The sequence below is a fragment of the Limnoraphis robusta CS-951 genome (assembly GCF_000972705.2).
Genome location: NZ_LATL02000168.1, coordinates 13,148 through 28,775, shown reverse-complemented (window position 1 = coordinate 28,775; position 15,628 = coordinate 13,148). Strand labels below are relative to the sequence as shown.

Below are 15,628 nucleotides of genomic sequence, written 5' to 3'. Positions count from 1 at the left end.
ATAAGTTGATAGTGGGAAAACATAAATAATTGCTGAACCCGCCCCTACATGACTGGTCACTGATAACTGTAAACTGTAAACTGTAATGAGGCGCGCCCCTACGCTTGGGATGATTGATGAGTCGGACATGATATTATCTAGCAAGATGCTTGCACTCTTGTTAAAAATTTTAGGGAAAATATGAGAAAATGAAAATCAAAATATTGAGACTCAACGAAGCGGCAATTTTGCCAAAATACGCCCATCCCAATGATGCGGGATTAGATTTATATTCAATAGAAGATCAAGAGATTTTACCGGGAGAAAGCAAACTCATTCATACCGGAATTTCTATCGAACTTTCACCCGGAACCGAAGCCCAAATTCGTCCTCGTAGCGGTTTAGCCCTCAAACATCAAATCACGGTATTAAATACACCCGGTACCATAGACGCAGACTATCGGGGCGAAATTGGGGTGATTTTAATCAATCATGGCAAAACAACCTTTAATATTAATAAAGCCATGAAAATCGCCCAACTCGTTATCGCACCCGTCATTCATGCAGAAATCGAAGAAGTTCAACAACTCAATTCAACCATTAGAGGAGATAATGGATTTGGATCAAGCGGTTTTTAATTCATGGATGAACAATTTTCTCACTACGAACCCCCACTCCGCCCCACTTGGGACGAATATTTTTTAATGTTAGCCAAACTCGCCGCTACCCGATCAACTTGCTTGGCGTTTCCGGTGGGTGCAGTGATTGTCAAAGATCGGCAAGTGGTCGCCACAGGGTATAATGGTTCACCATCCGGCTCAGTACACTGCACAACCCAAGGTTTTTGCTATCCGGGGTTGAGTAGCTGTGACGCCAGTTCATCTTTACCCTCACGGGCGGTTCACGCTGAAGCCAATGCGATCGCCCAAGCTGCTAAACACGGAATTAGTTGTGGGGGAGCGAGTATTTATGTGACGTTAGAACCCTGTCTTTCTTGTTTGAAATTAGTGATTTCTGCTGGGATTAAAGAGGTGTATTATGAAACTTCTTTTAACAAGGGTGAAAAAGCAATGGTTAGAGATTTATTTGTCAGTGAAGATTTAGTTAAACTAAAGCAGATTTATCTTTCAGAAGCGATCACCCAAAAAGCCGCAGATTTTTTGTTAAAACCGACTTCTATTCCCCAAAGTTAAAATGTCNGTCTTTCTTGTTTGAAATTAGTGATTTCTGCTGGGATTAAAGAGGTGTATTATGAAACTTCTTTTAACAAGGGTGAAAAAGCAATGGTTAGAGATTTATTTGTCAGTGAAGATTTAGTTAAACTAAAGCAGATTTATCTTTCAGAAGCGATCACCCAAAAAGCCGCAGATTTTTTGTTAAAACCGACTTCTATTCCCCAAAGTTAAAATGTCCGATCCCAATTTTACAAACTCAGAAACTCAATTAGATCGATGGCAATTTAACCTTAGACAAGCCAATGATAATAATATTTTCTGTCATTGTCGCCAATGTAATTATGAATGGGTAGATTCTTCCGATGAGGCATCGTGTCCCACTTGTGGGAGTTCAGACGTTGAATATATCGCCTGTTGGCAGTTTCCTGATGATTAAACCCATGAGACAATAAAGGTGAATTGAGTTTAATGCAATATCAGGGGGTTAGATGGAGTGAGACTGGTGATTCTCGGAGGGCCAGGCGCCGGAAAAGGGACACAAGCCGAAGGGATATCTCAGCATCTCGATATCCCCTCGATATCAACGGGTGAGGTTTTGCGAAACGCGATCGCCGATCAAACCAACCTCGGCGAAAAAGCCCGTCCCTACGTGGAAAAAGGGGAATTGGTACCCGATGATATTATGATTCAATTCATTCGTCAACGGTTACTTCAACTCGATGTCAGTCAGGGATGGTTGCTTGATGGCTATCCACGCACTGCATTTCAAGCCGAAGAATTGGATTTTTTACTCGAAGATTTGGGACAACAATTAAATTGGACAATTTATCTCAATGTTCCCGAAGATGAACTGATGAAACGTTCATTACAACGATCGCGTTCAGACGATCAACCAGAGATTATTCAACGTCGGATAGAAGTCTTTTATCAACGTACCATCCCTATACTAGAATACTACAGTCCGCGCGATCGCTTACTTGATATTAATGGTAATCAACCTCCCGAACAAGTCCAACAGGAAATTTTTAGTCAGTTGAGACGTTCCACAACTTCCGAGACTTGAAAACAGTTCATTTCCAAATACTAATATAGGTAAATTATTATGGCTTGGCAACGTCTGGATGATAGACAACCGGATCAACTGCGTCCTGTTTCTTTTGAACTCAATTATACTCGCTATTCTGCGGCTTCTGTACTTACAAAATGCGGGAATACTCAAGTCTTGTGTAATGTGACAATTCAACCCGGAGTTCCTAACTTTTTAAAAGATAGTGGACAAGGTTGGTTAACCGCAGAATACCGAATGTTACCGGGTGCGACTCAACAACGTCAACCTCGGGAATTGATGAAATTATCAGGAAGAACCCAAGNCAATTATACTCGCTATTCTGCGGCTTCTGTACTTACAAAATGCGGGAATACTCAAGTCTTGTGTAATGTGACAATTCAACCCGGAGTTCCTAACTTTTTAAAAGATAGTGGACAAGGTTGGTTAACCGCAGAATACCGAATGTTACCGGGTGCGACTCAACAACGTCAACCTCGGGAATTGATGAAATTATCAGGAAGAACCCAAGAAATTCAGCGTTTAATAGGTCGAAGTTTACGCGCTGCGGTAGACTTCAAACTATTAGGTGAAAAAACCGTTATTATTGATGCGGATGTTCTGCAAGCGGATGCGGGAACTCGTACTGCTTCGATAACAGGTGGGTTTGTGGCGTTAGCCAATGCGTTTAATCAATTAGTCGAAAAAGGAGAATTAGAAAAATCACCAATTTCTCATCAAATTGCTGCCGTTTCTGTGGGATTATTAGAGGGGGAACCTTATTTAGATTTAAACTACGAAGAAGATGTAGCGGCAGATATTGATTTTAATATTGTAATGAACGATCAATTGGGAATGATTGAATTACAAGGAACAGCAGAAGCCGAAAGTTTTACTCGTCAGCAGTTAAACAAAATTATGGATTATGCTGAAATTGGAATTAAACAGTTATTAGAAGCCCAACGTCAAGCGTTAAACAGTGAACAGTGAACAGCTTTGTAGGGGCGGGTTCCCCCAGATTTTTCGGAATTTGAATAAATTTCTATAAACCCGCCCCGCCCCAATTGCAATTATTTGTAATATAAATAAACCCCGGAAAACCCGCCTATTATTAATATGAATGGCGGTTTTTTCGGGGCGGGTTTAGATAGATTGTTGATAGGAAAACAGAGATTTGTTCGGAACCCGCCCCTACATTTGTGTGGGGGGTGAGTTTAGATAAATTTTTGAGGGGAAGACATAATTATTCACCTTTTAAGACGGTTTTAGAAACAATGCGGGTTTTCTTGCGCTCGGCTTCTGAAAGTTCTTCACCTGATTGTAAACGAGTTGCACTGGTTTGTAAAACAGTTGCGGCGTTTTTATCCCCCATTTGTAATGCTGTTTTTGCGGCGGTTTGTAACATTGTTGCGGCGCCGACGCGATCGCCTTGTTGGAGTTTTGTTTCGGCAATTTGGGTTTGTCGGTATTTCGCTAAGGCTAAAATATGTTGCTGAACTTGGGAATTTTGAGTCGGTTGATAGCCTTGCATGACATTAGCTTCTAACAAAACAGGTTCAGAATATAATCCTTGCATTCCCAAAGCTGGATCATCATAACGGACTTGTAATTGAGCGATTTTTTGTCTTCCTGGGGGCAGTTTTCCGATATAAAGATTCGCGAGAACAATTCGTTCTATGTCTTTCATTAAATCCCCCAAACGAACCACAAATTTATCGGCTTCTTTTTGTAACGGTAATTCTATCGTATCTGGGGAAACTTGGGCAATCGGTTTTAACTCAGCAAATCTTACTCCCGGCATCAGAGAAAAAAGTAAATAAGAANATTTTTTGTCTTCCTGGGGGCAGTTTTCCGATATAAAGATTCGCGAGAACAATTCGTTCTATGTCTTTCATTAAATCCCCCAAACGAACCACAAATTTATCGGCTTCTTTTTGTAACGGTAATTCTATCGTATCTGGGGAAACTTGGGCAATCGGTTTTAACTCAGCAAATCTTACTCCCGGCATCAGAGAAAAAAGTAAATAAGAATTGGTTAAACCCACAGATTGCATCCGATTAAACAAGCGACTAAACTCATCAATTACCTGTTCTGGATATTCAATATAAGCGAGTGTTCCGCCACCTGCATCGGCAATTTTTTCTAAAACATCTTGGTTCCAATCATCTCCAAAACCCAAAGAATTTAAAGTCAAGTTATAATCCGTTGCCAGTTTTGCCAACTTCAAACAGCGATTATTATCTCCATGTTCATTTTCACCATCCGTCAGGAGAAACGCTTGAGAAATGCGCTCAAGTTTCCCTTTTCCCAACTCTTCAATCCCGAGTTTTAACCCCTCATCAATCGAGGTGCCGCCCGAGGTTCTTAAACGGTTAATTTGCTTTTTAATCCCTTCTGGATCAATAATATCTTGATTCGGAATTAACACCTTAGCCCGATGATCAAATACGACAACCGAAATGCGATCGCCAGGGTTTAAGCGATCAATTAATTCACCCGCCGCTTTTTTCACGGTTTCCAACGGACGCCCACTCATCGAACCACTATGATCTAAAATCAGACAGAGGTTCAGGGGAACATGGTGATCAACAGCGTTAGGAATCGCTGAAACCGATAGAGAAAGCTGACGCTGGCTGCTTCCTTGAGTGATATCGAGATTCGGATCGTTGAGAAAAGGTTCTAAACTAACGTTCATAGGAGTGAGTTGGAGTTGCGCTAGTATATCTTTATATCAGAATAGCCCNCTATGATCTAAAATCAGACAGAGGTTCAGGGGAACATGGTGATCAACAGCGTTAGGAATCGCTGAAACCGATAGAGAAAGCTGACGCTGGCTGCTTCCTTGAGTGATATCGAGATTCGGATCGTTGAGAAAAGGTTCTAAACTAACGTTCATAGGAGTGAGTTGGAGTTGCGCTAGTATATCTTTATATCAGAATAGCCCTTTCGTGACTCAGAGTAATTTGTTTAACTCTACACTAACTGTACAGCAACTTCCTGATACCTAGAAAATCAGGTAAAGTGAGCAAGGTTAATGTCTAAAAACCCGCTAATTTGAGCGGATTGTTAATGTTTAATGCTGCGTTGTCAGAGGTTTAGGGGTGGTGTTCCTCTGTCAGAGCAATTATCCCCGAAGGCTTTTGAGATCGGAAATCCACACCTTGGCGTAATCACCGAACCGTTTAAGATGAGCAGTTAAAAACCCTAAAATTCGCCAAAACCCTTGAATAAAAGGAGCGTTATCACTCGACTGGGATGAAATCGAGATACAGAGGATCACTGAAAAAGGTTGTAAACTAACCCTGATCAGACTGAGCTGAACTTGCGTTAGTATTTCTGTATAAGAATCGCTTTCTGGGTTCAAGCTACAATTTTTGAAGAGTTCATACCGAATAAACCGTGCAAAGCTCATACTACAACGATAGCCCGCTTCGGACACCGCCCCCAGATTTAGAATCTCTGCTGTTAAAAGAGCGGATTGTTTACCTGGGATTGCCATTGTATTCATCTGATGACATTAAACGCCAAGTCGGAATTGATGTCACCGAACTGATTATTGCTCAACTGCTGTACTTACAGTTCGACGATCCCGATAAACCCATCTATTTTTACATTAACTCGACTGGGACTTCCTGGTACGGAGGAGATGCGATCGGGTTTGAAACCGAAGCCTTTGCCATCTGCGATACGATCAGCTACATCAAACCGCCTGTTCATACGATCTGCATCGGTCAAGCGATGGGAACGGCGGCGATGATTTTGTCAGCAGGTACAAAAGGATACCGTGCTAGCTTACCTCATGCTACGCTGATTCTCAATCAAGCCAAATCAGGCGCCCGAGGTCAAGCGACTGATATTCAGATTCGGGCGAAAGAAGTCTTAGCCAATAAACAAACCTTTTTGGAAATTATGGCTAAGAATACAGGTCAATCGATCGAGAGAATCTCTAAAGATACGGATCGGATGTTCTATTTGACCCCCGAACAAGCCAAAGAATACGGTTTAATTGATCGGGTTCTGCAAAGCCGCAAAGATTTGCCAAAACCTGTTTTAGCTGTTTAATTTCGTTAATTTTATTAGCAAGAGCGAGAAAATAGTCATGCCTATTGGTATTCCCAGTGTTCCTTACCGCCTTCCCGGTAGTCAATATGAGAGATGGGTTGATATCTATACCCGTCTGAACCAAGAACGAATTATTTTCCTGGGTCAAGAAGTGACCGATGGGTTAGCCAATCGGATTGTGGCGTCAATGCTCTATTTGGACTCTGATGATCCGAATAAGCCGATTTATCTCTACATCAACTCCCCCGGAGGTTCCGTCACAGCAGGCATGGCAATATACGATACCATGCAATACATTAAATCCGATGTCGTGACCATTTGTGTGGGTTTGGCGGCTTCGATGGGGGCTTTCCTGTTAGCTTCGGGAACCCCTGGAAAGCGCCTCGCCCTCCCTCACGCCCGAATTATGATTCACCAACCGATGGGCGGAACTCGGGGTCAAGCGACGGATATCGAAATTGAAGCCCGAGAAATTCTACGAATTCGCAGTCTGTTAAACAGTATCCTCGCCGAACGGACGAATCAATCGATCGAAAAAATCGAGAAAGATACGGATCGCGATTACTTCCTATCCGCCGAAGAAGCTAGAAACTACGGTTTAGTTGATCAGGTGATCGAAGAACGTCCGGTTTAAACGGGTAGGGCGGGTTTATGTCAGTTGTTTGTGGGAAACATCGATCAGTGTGGAACCCGCCCCTACAATTCTGTAAACTGTAAAGGCTGTTAACTAAAATTAGGGTTGACGGAGTTGATACAAACTGAATGGATACGGCAGATTATTATCGACAATTGGGATTGCTATCTGGTGCAAGTTTAGAAGCAGTCAAAGCTTCTTATCGGCGACTGGCTCGGCTTTATCATCCTGATGTTAACCCGGATCACTTAGCCCGAGAAAAATTTATAGCGGTGACAGAAGCTTATAAGTTTTTGCTGAATATTGCTAAACCCGAAGCCGAAAGTTTTAGTCCATCTGAACCTCAGCAAACGGTTGTTTCTCAAGTGCCTTTTCAACCGCTCCGGGTGAAAGTGACTCGTCAAGAACCTGCCTTAAAAAGAAACCCTCAACTCTCAGAACTCGAGCAAAAATTGAAGGAAAATTCTTATCGAGAATTGCAACAATTGCTGAAATATCAACGCTTTCCTAGAGCGATCGCTTTAATCGAAGGTTTGGCTGAACGGATTCCGCAAGATGTGGAAATTCGTCAATGGCAAGCTATTACTTATCAACGATTTGGACGCGCTCTAATTAAAGATAAAAAGCTGGAAAAAGCGAGAATTTATCTCAAAAAAGCTCTGAAAACTGATCCGCATAATCGCGCACTTTGGATCGAAGTTGAACGTGATTTTCGGCAGTTAGAAAAGGTTTATTAGAGCTTGTTGACTTCAAAACCTACATATTCCTGCCCCGAGCGCGAAATCCGATCTTGCGGGCAGACCCCCTAAAGGGTTCGTTAGTTGCTCTCAACTGTTCACTGAAAACTGTCTACTGACGGCGAACACCCAACCCCCAATCCCTAATAAAGTAGTTATTTATACTGATTTCTGAAAAAAATGCGGCGAGGGACAGTAAAACTTAATTTTTTAAGAAAAAAAAATAAATCCAGCTTGAGTAATCAACCAAAGATATAAAACTTAGCTTAAAATTTGGCCGTCTGACCCAAAAAGTCTCCTTAATATAGATGGAGATCCTTCTGCTGTCGAGCCGCCAGTGGAAGTCAAACTAAAATGCTTCAGGACTCGATAGTAGCGGGGATTAGATTTTTCTAAAGTCTAATCTAGTTAAGAGGGGAAGAAGCAAGAATCTCTCGACAAGTGAAAAGCTTGTGGGTGAGAGTGTCCAAGGAGAAACGAGTAGACACCGGAGACGATAATCATGGTTCAGATTCCAGCCAAGCCCACGCAAAACGATCCTCTGGATCAGGGGCATTACATTGATCGGGACTGCACCACGCTATCCCGTCATGTTCTCGAACAACTCCATAGTTTTTCACCCGATGCTCAAGATCTCAGTGCATTGATGAATCGCATCGGACTTGCGGGAAAATTGATTGCACGCCGTTTAAGCCGAGCGGGATTAGTAGACGATGCCTTGGGGTTCACAGGCAGTGTGAACGTTCAAGGAGAAGAAGTCAAGCAAATGGATCTCTACTCCAACTCGGTGTTTATCTCCGTGTTCAAACAAAGCGGTTTAGTCTGCCGCTTGGCTTCTGAAGAAATGGAGAACCCCTATTATATTCCCGAAAACTGCCCCATCGGACGCTATACGTTGCTATACGATCCCTTGGATGGTTCATCCAATCTAGACACCAACCTGAATGTCGGATCAATTTTCTCGATTCGTCAACAGGAAGGCAATGATGAGGACGGTACGGCTTCAGACTTGTTGCAACACGGACATAAACAGCTAGCCGCCGGGTACATCCTTTATGGCCCGAGTACATTGCTGGTTTACAGCATTGGAACAGGCGTTCATTCGTTTACCCTTGACCCGAGTTTGGGTGAGTTTATTCTTGCAGATGAGAACATCAAAGTTCCCGATCACGGCCCTGTCTATAGCGTCAACGAAGGCAACTTCTGGCAGTGGGATGAATCGATTCGTGATTATATCCGCTATGTTCACCGTCACGACGGTTACACGGCTCGGTATAGCGGTGCTTTAGTGGGAGATATCCACAGAATTTTGTATCAGGGCGGTGTGTTTTTGTACCCCGGTACGGTGAAAAAACCCGAAGGAAAATTGCGTTTGCTGTATGAATCAGCACCGATGGCCTTTTTAATGGAGCAAGCGGGAGGACGGGCTTCTACGGGAACTCAGGAAATTATGGACGTGGTTCCCGACAAATTACATCAACGCACACCCCTGGTGATTGGTAGTAAAGAAGATGTTGCCCTAGTCGAGTCCTTTATTCAAGATCGGGCGCGTCGGGAGGAACAATAGGCATGATCAACAGGTAAAACGATACAGAAATTGAAGTAGGCATTAATTTGTTTGTCAAAGTGTTGACTTCGTTGATCAGTTCTCGGGAAGAAAAAGTCAAATCGTTTTCTCCAGTCGGATAGTTCAGTTCGGGGTTATCAGTTCATCAACACCGTAGGAATAGGCATTAAAACTTAAGCTGGAATCCCGAAAATTTTAGACCATCACGGAGAAAAATAAACCAACGGGTTCACCTGCTATTTATCGCTGAAAAGCTTGCTCATTGAGCCTTTGAATCCGAAAAAATCCTCGCCGAAAAGCCAAAATGGGTAAGTGTTCATTTCTAACGGTTTGCTGATCACCGAAAACAGATAATTAAAACAAACAAAAAGTGTCACCGCCTCAACTAAATTGACAAGGGAATGTAAATGGTTACACTACTAGAAAATCCGTTACGGATTGGACTGCAACAAGATCGCATCCCGGAACCTCAGATTTTAGTCATCTATGGTGCATCGGGGGATTTAACTCAACGCAAATTGGTTCCGGCCCTCTATCAGATGCGCCTCGAACGCAAGCTGCCTGCGGAACTGACGATTGTCGGGGTGGCACGCCGAGACTGGACTCACGACTATTTTCGTGAACAAATGCGTATCGGTGTCGAAGAATTCGGCGGCGGCTTACAATCGGAGGAACTGTGGAACGACTTCGCGAAGGGGTTGTTTTACTGTTCCGGTAACATGGATCAGCAGGAAAGTTATCAGAAACTTAAAGCATTTCTCAGCGAACTAGACGAACTCCGAGGAACCCGAGGAAACCGCGTCTTTTACCTGTCTGTCGCCCCTGCTTTCTTCGGGGAAGCCATTCAACAGCTCGGTGCTGCGGGAATGTTAGTAGACCCGAAAAAACATCGTTTGGTGATTGAAAAACCCTTTGGTCGCGACTTGAGTACCGCCCAAGTTCTTAACCGGATTGTGCGTCAGGTTTGCGCTGAAGAACAAGTTTACCGGATTGACCATTATTTGGGCAAAGAAACGGTTCAAAACTTGATGGTGTTCCGGTTTGCTAACGCGATTTTTGAACCCCTGTGGAACCGTCAGTTTGTCGATCACGTCCAAATCACAGTTGCCGAAACCGTTGGTTTGGAAGGACGGGCGGGTTATTATGAAACCTCCGGGGCGTTGCGTGACATGGTGCAGAATCACCTGATGCAAGTTTTCTCCCTAACGGCGATGGAAGCCCCGAACTCCCTTGATGCCGATAGCATTCGCAACGAGAAGGTTAAGGTGTTGCAAGCGACGCACTTGGCGGATATCAACAACCTCGACCACTCAGCCATTAGAGGTCAATATACTCCCGGCTGGATGAAAGGTAAGCCTGTTCCCGGTTATCGAGAGGAAGAAGGAGCAGACCCCAACTCGACCACGCCGACTTATGTGGCTCTGAAACTGCATATTGATAACTGGCGTTGGAAAGGGGTGCCGTTTTATCTGCGAACTGGAAAACGGATGCCGAAAAAAGTCTCAGAAATCGCCATCCAGTTTAAAGAAGTTCCCTATTTGATGTTCCAGTCGGCAGCCAAACAAGCGAACCCCAACGTTCTGGCCCTGCGAATTCAGCCGAATGAAGGGATTTCGATGCGGTTTGAGGTGAAAACACCGGGAAATTCCTTGAGAACCCGTTCGGTTGATATGGATTTTCGCTATGATACCGCTTTTGGTAAGCCGAATACGGATGCTTATGCTCGTCTATTGATTGACTGTATGCTCGGTGATCAAACACTATTTACCCGAGATGACGAAGTAGAAGCCTCTTGGAAGATTATTACTCCGCTTTTAGAAGCTTGGGATGCTCCTGCTGCCCCGGATGCGATTCCTTTCTATGAAGCCGGAACTTGGGAACCTGTAGAAGCGGAACTATTGCTCAACCGCAATGGTCATCGTTGGCGCCGACTGTAGAATTGGGGGAGTGCAGTCAAAAGTAAGACCTTGAAAACTCTTGCTTTTTGACTGACTACAGATGTGAACGTGAGAACATCTCTACAATGAACAGCTAATAGCTAATCACTAACGACTGATACTATGAGTACACCACTTGTTGCGCTACAAAAACCAAAAGATATCTCCCTGAGCGAAATTGAGGGCGAGTTAAATAGCATCTGGCTTTCTCAAGCCGTCGGAGGTGGAAAGACCAAGGCAGTCGCCACTCGAGCCGCGACGTTTAGTATGGTTATTTATGAACCCGAAGAATTCCAACAACTCCTGGGTGGGTTGGGATTTTATACGGGGGCGCTGGATGGGATTCACGGTACGAACACCCGCGAAGCGATTAGAGAAGCTCAAAACGTTTATGGTTTGAGTATTACGGGTCGGGTAGACTCACATACTCTGGCTAAACTGCGCGAAGAATTTGCCAAGCTCCCCCCGGAACGCCAACAAATTACTAATTTGGATAGTCGCGGTTTTAGTATCAGTGAAGCGATCGCTGCTCAAAATCCTTGTCGGATTATTACCCTTTGTCCGACAATGGGCGAAGATACGGGTGTCACGGCTCAGGTTTCTGCCTACTGTCCGATTCAGCAAAAGAGCGAAGAAAGTCTGATTTGTGCTGAATATATTACCCTACGCGGCACCAAAGAAGCGTTAGAACGGGTGAGCGATGTTGTGGCGTCTTTGATGATTCCTGACTTACCTAAGTTTGTTTGGTGGAAGGCGACGCCGAATCCTGAACAAGATTTGTTTAAGCGCTTGTCAAGTTGTAGTAATTGTTTGATTGTGGATTCTTGCTATTTTAGTGATCCTGAATCAGAATTGCTGAAAATGCAGAATTTGATCGAACAGGAAACCTACATTGCTGATTTGAATTGGCATCGTTTGGCACCTTGGCAAGAATTATCGGCGGCTGCTTTTGACCCTCCTGAACGTCGGATGTCGTTGGGTGAAATTGACAATGTGGCGATTGATTATGAAAAGGGAAATGCAACTCAAGCGTTAATGTTTTTGGGTTGGTTTGCTTCTCGCCTCGATTGGAAACCGATTTCTTTTACCTCTGAAGGTGGAGACTATGACTTGAAATATGTCAAGTTTAAAGCGCCAAATGATAAGGAAATTGTTGCTGAGTTGGCGGCGATTCCGGCTGCTGATTATGGCGAAATTCCTGGTGATTTGGTGGGTTTACGGTTAACTTCGAGTAATCCAAATGCCAATTGCTGCACGATTTTGTGTTCAGAAACGACGGGTTGTATGCGGATGGAATCAGGCGGAAGCGCTCAATCTTGTCGCACGGAACAGGTGACAGCTACTTCTGATCAAAAAGCTGAATCCCTAATGACGCAGCAATTGCAACGTTGGGGTCGTGATATTTTGTATGAAGAAAGTTTAGCGTTAACGGCTCAAATTCTTAAACTCCGTTAGGTTTAGAATTTTAATTCAATTTGTAGGGGCGCTGTTGGCGCCTCTTGTTTTTTGTTTTAATCTACCACAAAGACACAAAGACACAAAGAAAATGAACTCGAAAACGTTAAGAAACTCGCCCCTACAGAATCATTATTCATTCATCGGCAGACATGATATAATCATTCAAAACTCAACGGAGGCGTTGCTTGATGTCTTACAGTGAGTTTAGTTTAGCGAGAGCCAAACAAGAGTTCGGTTTAGTCACCTTAGAAAAACGCGCTCTTTTTGCTGATATTCCCAAAGTAGAAGCCAGTAATTTGCTCACAGAAACCCTCAACTATCATCTACCGATTGCTTTAGGAAGTAATAGTGAAAAAGCTCGTTCTGAACTGATTATTGCTCCGATATTGGTGGATTTGCGCCGACAGTTAAAAGAGCAAATTAGTTTATTTTCGGGGATTGATTTTACCGTTGACTTAACTAAAGGATTAAATGGAATTTGTGATTTTATTATTACGAAGTCTCCAGAAATTCTGATGTTAACAGCACCCGTGATTATCGTTGTAGAAGCCAAGAAAGAAAATATTAATGCTGGTTTGGGTCAATGTGCGGCGGAAATGGTCGCGGCTCAAATTTTCAATGAGCAAGCCGCAACGGAAATAAAAATCATTTATGGTGCGGTAACAACAGGCAGCATTTGGCAATTTTTAAAGTTAGAGAAACAAACATTAAGCATTGATTTGAGCGAATATTATCTCAACGATGTCAATAGAATTCTGGGTATTTTAGCGAGTGGTATTTATCAAGGAAATTAAAATTGACAACTCTTTATACGGCTGTTAAAATTAAATCTGTGGCATTATAAACCACATAATCAAACTCTGATTCATCAATGTCATTCGGGTCTAAATATCCTAAATTTAAGGCTTCACATTCGGCTTGGCTAATATTTTCTGAAGACAAAATCACTTGATATTTTTGTAACGCTTGACTGACTCGCATCATGTGACTGGCGACAACTGGACTGCTTAACTCTCCAGAATCAACTAAATTTTGAATGGTTTCTGGGTTAGAATAGCCGAACTTTGCGATCATTTCGCCGTGAGTTCCTGATATTTTTTCCGAAAGTTCACCTCGAATAACCAGTTTTCCGCCTTCTTGGATGCGAGAACCGCAGTTATATATGGCTTTTGCACCTTGCCAAAAATCAACACATTTGTTATCAATATAAGTGAGAATACTTGAACAAGTTTCAACGGGTTTAACGAAATATTCGGCACAAAGTTCGGCGGCTTCTTGGTAAGAGGAATAAAAATCTCCAATAAATAAATGAGCAATTCCGGCGGGGAGGGTGATAAAGTTCACCGAAACATAGATTTTGGGAAAGGTTGTGATCACCAAGTCGGCAATTTGATGGATGATTTGACGAATCGGATTCTCTATTTTGCCGATAATTTCTGCTTCTGAATAACGAGTTATTTTCCAGTGGGTGTAATCAATAGCGGCTTTATTAGCAATTCCCGGACAGAGATATTTTGCCCCTCCAGAAAAGCCTACGACACGATGAGGAAGCACACTTCCTAATGCAATAATTATATCATGTTCGCTGACTGCCTGATGAATTTTAACGGGAATATTATCTATTTTTCCGACTTCTATTAACAGCGAGTCGTCAAAAGCGTTATGGTTGATCAGTTCAATTTGACTCGCCGCTTCGGGAGAAATTCCCAGCTTTTGTTGCATTTCTAGGGTTGTCATCGGGCGATGAGTTCCCAAGGCAAAAATAACACTAATTTGACTGGCTTGTGTTTGGAGAACTTTTAAAAAATCAGGAAAAAATTGATAAAGAGGTGTTGCACGGGTGACGTCTTCACAAATGATCAAAACTCGCTTTTGATTCATGTCAAACTGAGACAGATAACTGAGCAATTTTGTCAGAATATCCTCTTTTGATAAGACGCTTGGCACTTCTAAGGCTATTTTTTTCACAGCTTATATTATGTCCGGTTGAACAGTTATAAATAAACGACAGAGGAGTCAGGAGTCAGGAGTCAGGAGTCAGGAGGAAATAAAGAAGAAGAAAGAGTCGGATTATGAGAAAGTTTTTGATCACTAATTATCCGGACATGATATTACCCATACTAACACTTGATCTAAGATAATAATACAGCTATTTCACCAGAAATTCAAGTTCCTAGTGAATAGCTAAAAGTTAAGTTTTTAGTAATTTTGAGGGCATTTAATGGGCTAGTCTAACGCCCAATTGCTTGATAGGTGACGAACTGACCAACACGGGGTTTCCCAAAGCGTTTCCAAGCACTTCCACCCCGCAAAAATAACTCCATCCAACGCACTTGTTGTTTGTCATTCAGCGTCCAACCCGAACTTCCAGGTGCAAAGGCTAAGGTTCCTTCACTGACGCGAAAACTACCATCAGAATACACGGCATCACTGACCATATCTCCGACTCTAACGATGACTTTTGTTTCCGGTTCGAGGTCAACCGAATCCGCAGAAATGGTCGTTTTAATATTACCATATCCATCAATCCAAGCGACCCGATCTTTTGGATAATCAGGAATTTGTTCAGGTGTAATGATATCTCCTAAGACACTTTCATCCCCTTTCGCTAATGCAATTGCGGCTTGAGGGAAGACATCTCGTGAGCGAAATTGAGAGCCGCCGCGTGAAACTTTTATGCTATGAATAGACAGAGCAAATTCTTTGATAAAGGATAGAGAATATCCGGCTAAAACACCCACAACTTTAACACCATTGGGTAGTAAAGCATAAGTCAGTCCTTCACCTTCATTATTGGGGCGAGCTTCTAAATCATCTTGACGAGGGGCGCAATTATGATAAATTAAATGGTTGTCTGGGCCGGGATTAAGCCCTAATTGAGCGATCCAAAAACCTGTTGCTAACGTGCTAAAAGCCGGAACAGAAAGACAGTGAATTTTTGCATCGCTTAAGTGTTGAAGTAAACGTTGGTTGACTTCTGCAAACGCTGGATCTCCCGCACCATAATCAGCAATTAAGTTAATCAGCATGATG

Annotated in this window: 15 protein-coding genes and 2 pseudogenes; 13 read left to right on the top strand and 4 right to left on the bottom strand. The window is 42.9% G+C overall.

Annotation, left to right across the window (positions count from 1 at the left end; genetic code table 11):
* The first annotated feature begins 188 nt into the window (after positions 1–188).
* The 6 genes and pseudogenes from dut to rph form a co-directional block, all read left to right on the top strand.
* Positions 189–617, top strand: a complete 429-nt coding sequence (dut, locus tag WN50_RS34085; protein WP_046278847.1) for a dUTP diphosphatase — start codon at positions 189–191, stop codon at positions 615–617.
* Between the two features lie 3 nt (positions 618–620).
* On the top strand, positions 621–1,172 hold the full coding sequence (locus WN50_RS34080) for a deoxycytidylate deaminase (RefSeq protein WP_046278848.1): 552 nt from the start codon (positions 621–623) through the stop codon (positions 1,170–1,172).
* A gap of 214 nt (positions 1,173–1,386) precedes the next feature.
* Entirely contained in the window at positions 1,387–1,590 is a 204-nt protein-coding gene (locus WN50_RS14630) for a hypothetical protein (protein ID WP_046278849.1), read from the top strand.
* A gap of 57 nt (positions 1,591–1,647) precedes the next feature.
* On the top strand, positions 1,648–2,217 hold the full coding sequence (locus tag WN50_RS14625; RefSeq protein ID WP_046278850.1) for an adenylate kinase: 570 nt from the start codon (positions 1,648–1,650) through the stop codon (positions 2,215–2,217).
* Positions 2,218–2,256: 39 nt separating this feature from the next.
* A pseudogene (locus tag WN50_RS37590) lies at positions 2,257–2,524 on the top strand (ribonuclease PH); the annotation flags it as partial.
* 1 nt (position 2,525) lies between these two features.
* On the top strand, positions 2,526–3,189 hold a 664-nt coding region (rph, locus tag WN50_RS14620), incomplete at its 5' end, for a ribonuclease PH (RefSeq protein WP_235440967.1).
* 253 nt (positions 3,190–3,442) lie between these two features.
* Here rph and WN50_RS14615 read toward each other — a convergent pair.
* Positions 3,443–4,022 (bottom strand): annotated as a pseudogene (locus tag WN50_RS14615) (hypothetical protein); the annotation flags it as partial.
* A gap of 1 nt (position 4,023) precedes the next feature.
* Positions 4,024–4,736, bottom strand: a 713-nt coding sequence (locus WN50_RS14610) for a vWA domain-containing protein (RefSeq protein ID WP_425354809.1), incomplete at its 3' end; no start/stop codon positions are given.
* Between the two features lie 863 nt (positions 4,737–5,599).
* On the opposite strand from WN50_RS14610, the gene WN50_RS14600 reads away from it, so the two are divergent.
* The 7 genes from WN50_RS14600 to WN50_RS14570 all read left to right on the top strand — a co-directional run bounded on the left by WN50_RS14600 (position 5,600) and on the right by WN50_RS14570 (position 13,389).
* Positions 5,600–6,262: an ATP-dependent Clp protease proteolytic subunit gene (locus tag WN50_RS14600; protein ID WP_046277519.1), complete on the top strand. Its 663-nt coding sequence runs from the start codon at positions 5,600–5,602 to the stop codon at positions 6,260–6,262.
* A 37-nt stretch (positions 6,263–6,299) separates the two neighbouring features.
* Positions 6,300–6,896 (top strand): ATP-dependent Clp protease proteolytic subunit, encoded by a 597-nt coding sequence (locus WN50_RS14595; protein WP_046277518.1) that lies wholly within the window; start codon positions 6,300–6,302, stop codon positions 6,894–6,896.
* Positions 6,897–7,024: 128 nt separating this feature from the next.
* Complete coding sequence (locus WN50_RS14590) at positions 7,025–7,633, top strand: J domain-containing protein (RefSeq protein WP_046277517.1); 609 nt, start codon at positions 7,025–7,027, stop codon at positions 7,631–7,633.
* 502 nt (positions 7,634–8,135) lie between these two features.
* The gene (gene fbp, locus WN50_RS14585) at positions 8,136–9,200 is read left to right on the top strand and encodes a class 1 fructose-bisphosphatase (RefSeq protein WP_046277516.1); all 1,065 of its coding nucleotides are present in this window, start codon (positions 8,136–8,138) and stop codon (positions 9,198–9,200) included.
* Positions 9,201–9,607: 407 nt separating this feature from the next.
* Positions 9,608–11,137 (top strand): glucose-6-phosphate dehydrogenase, encoded by a 1,530-nt coding sequence (gene zwf / locus WN50_RS14580; protein ID WP_046277515.1) that lies wholly within the window; start codon positions 9,608–9,610, stop codon positions 11,135–11,137.
* A 123-nt stretch (positions 11,138–11,260) separates the two neighbouring features.
* Positions 11,261–12,592, top strand: a complete 1,332-nt coding sequence (gene opcA, locus WN50_RS14575) for a glucose-6-phosphate dehydrogenase assembly protein OpcA (protein WP_046277514.1) — start codon at positions 11,261–11,263, stop codon at positions 12,590–12,592.
* 191 nt (positions 12,593–12,783) lie between these two features.
* Positions 12,784–13,389 (top strand): hypothetical protein, encoded by a 606-nt coding sequence (locus WN50_RS14570; protein WP_046277513.1) that lies wholly within the window; start codon positions 12,784–12,786, stop codon positions 13,387–13,389.
* 13 nt (positions 13,390–13,402) lie between these two features.
* On the opposite strand, the gene WN50_RS14565 is transcribed toward WN50_RS14570, so the two are convergent.
* Positions 13,403–14,563, bottom strand: coding sequence for a lactate racemase domain-containing protein (locus WN50_RS14565; RefSeq protein ID WP_046277512.1), 1,161 nt, complete (start codon positions 14,561–14,563; stop codon positions 13,403–13,405).
* Positions 14,564–14,826: 263 nt separating this feature from the next.
* On the bottom strand, positions 14,827–15,624 hold the full coding sequence (locus tag WN50_RS14560) for an SAM hydrolase/SAM-dependent halogenase family protein (protein ID WP_046277511.1): 798 nt from the start codon (positions 15,622–15,624) through the stop codon (positions 14,827–14,829).
* Positions 15,625–15,628 lie beyond the last annotated feature (4 nt).

Coding starts and splice junctions, on each gene's coding strand:
- opcA (WP_046277514.1), top strand. CDS start 11,261: ATGAGTACACCACTTGTTGCGCTACAAAAACCAAAAGATATCTCCCTG.
- WN50_RS14595 (WP_046277518.1), top strand. CDS start 6,300: ATGCCTATTGGTATTCCCAGTGTTCCTTACCGCCTTCCCGGTAGTCAA.
- WN50_RS14630 (WP_046278849.1), top strand. CDS start 1,387: ATGTCCGATCCCAATTTTACAAACTCAGAAACTCAATTAGATCGATGG.
- WN50_RS34080 (WP_046278848.1), top strand. CDS start 621: ATGGATGAACAATTTTCTCACTACGAACCCCCACTCCGCCCCACTTGG.
- zwf (WP_046277515.1), top strand. CDS start 9,608: ATGGTTACACTACTAGAAAATCCGTTACGGATTGGACTGCAACAAGAT.
- WN50_RS14570 (WP_046277513.1), top strand. CDS start 12,784: ATGTCTTACAGTGAGTTTAGTTTAGCGAGAGCCAAACAAGAGTTCGGT.
- WN50_RS14590 (WP_046277517.1), top strand. CDS start 7,025: ATGGATACGGCAGATTATTATCGACAATTGGGATTGCTATCTGGTGCA.
- dut (WP_046278847.1), top strand. CDS start 189: ATGAAAATCAAAATATTGAGACTCAACGAAGCGGCAATTTTGCCAAAA.
- WN50_RS14560 (WP_046277511.1), bottom strand. CDS start 15,624: ATGCTGATTAACTTAATTGCTGATTATGGTGCGGGAGATCCAGCGTTT.
- fbp (WP_046277516.1), top strand. CDS start 8,136: ATGGTTCAGATTCCAGCCAAGCCCACGCAAAACGATCCTCTGGATCAG.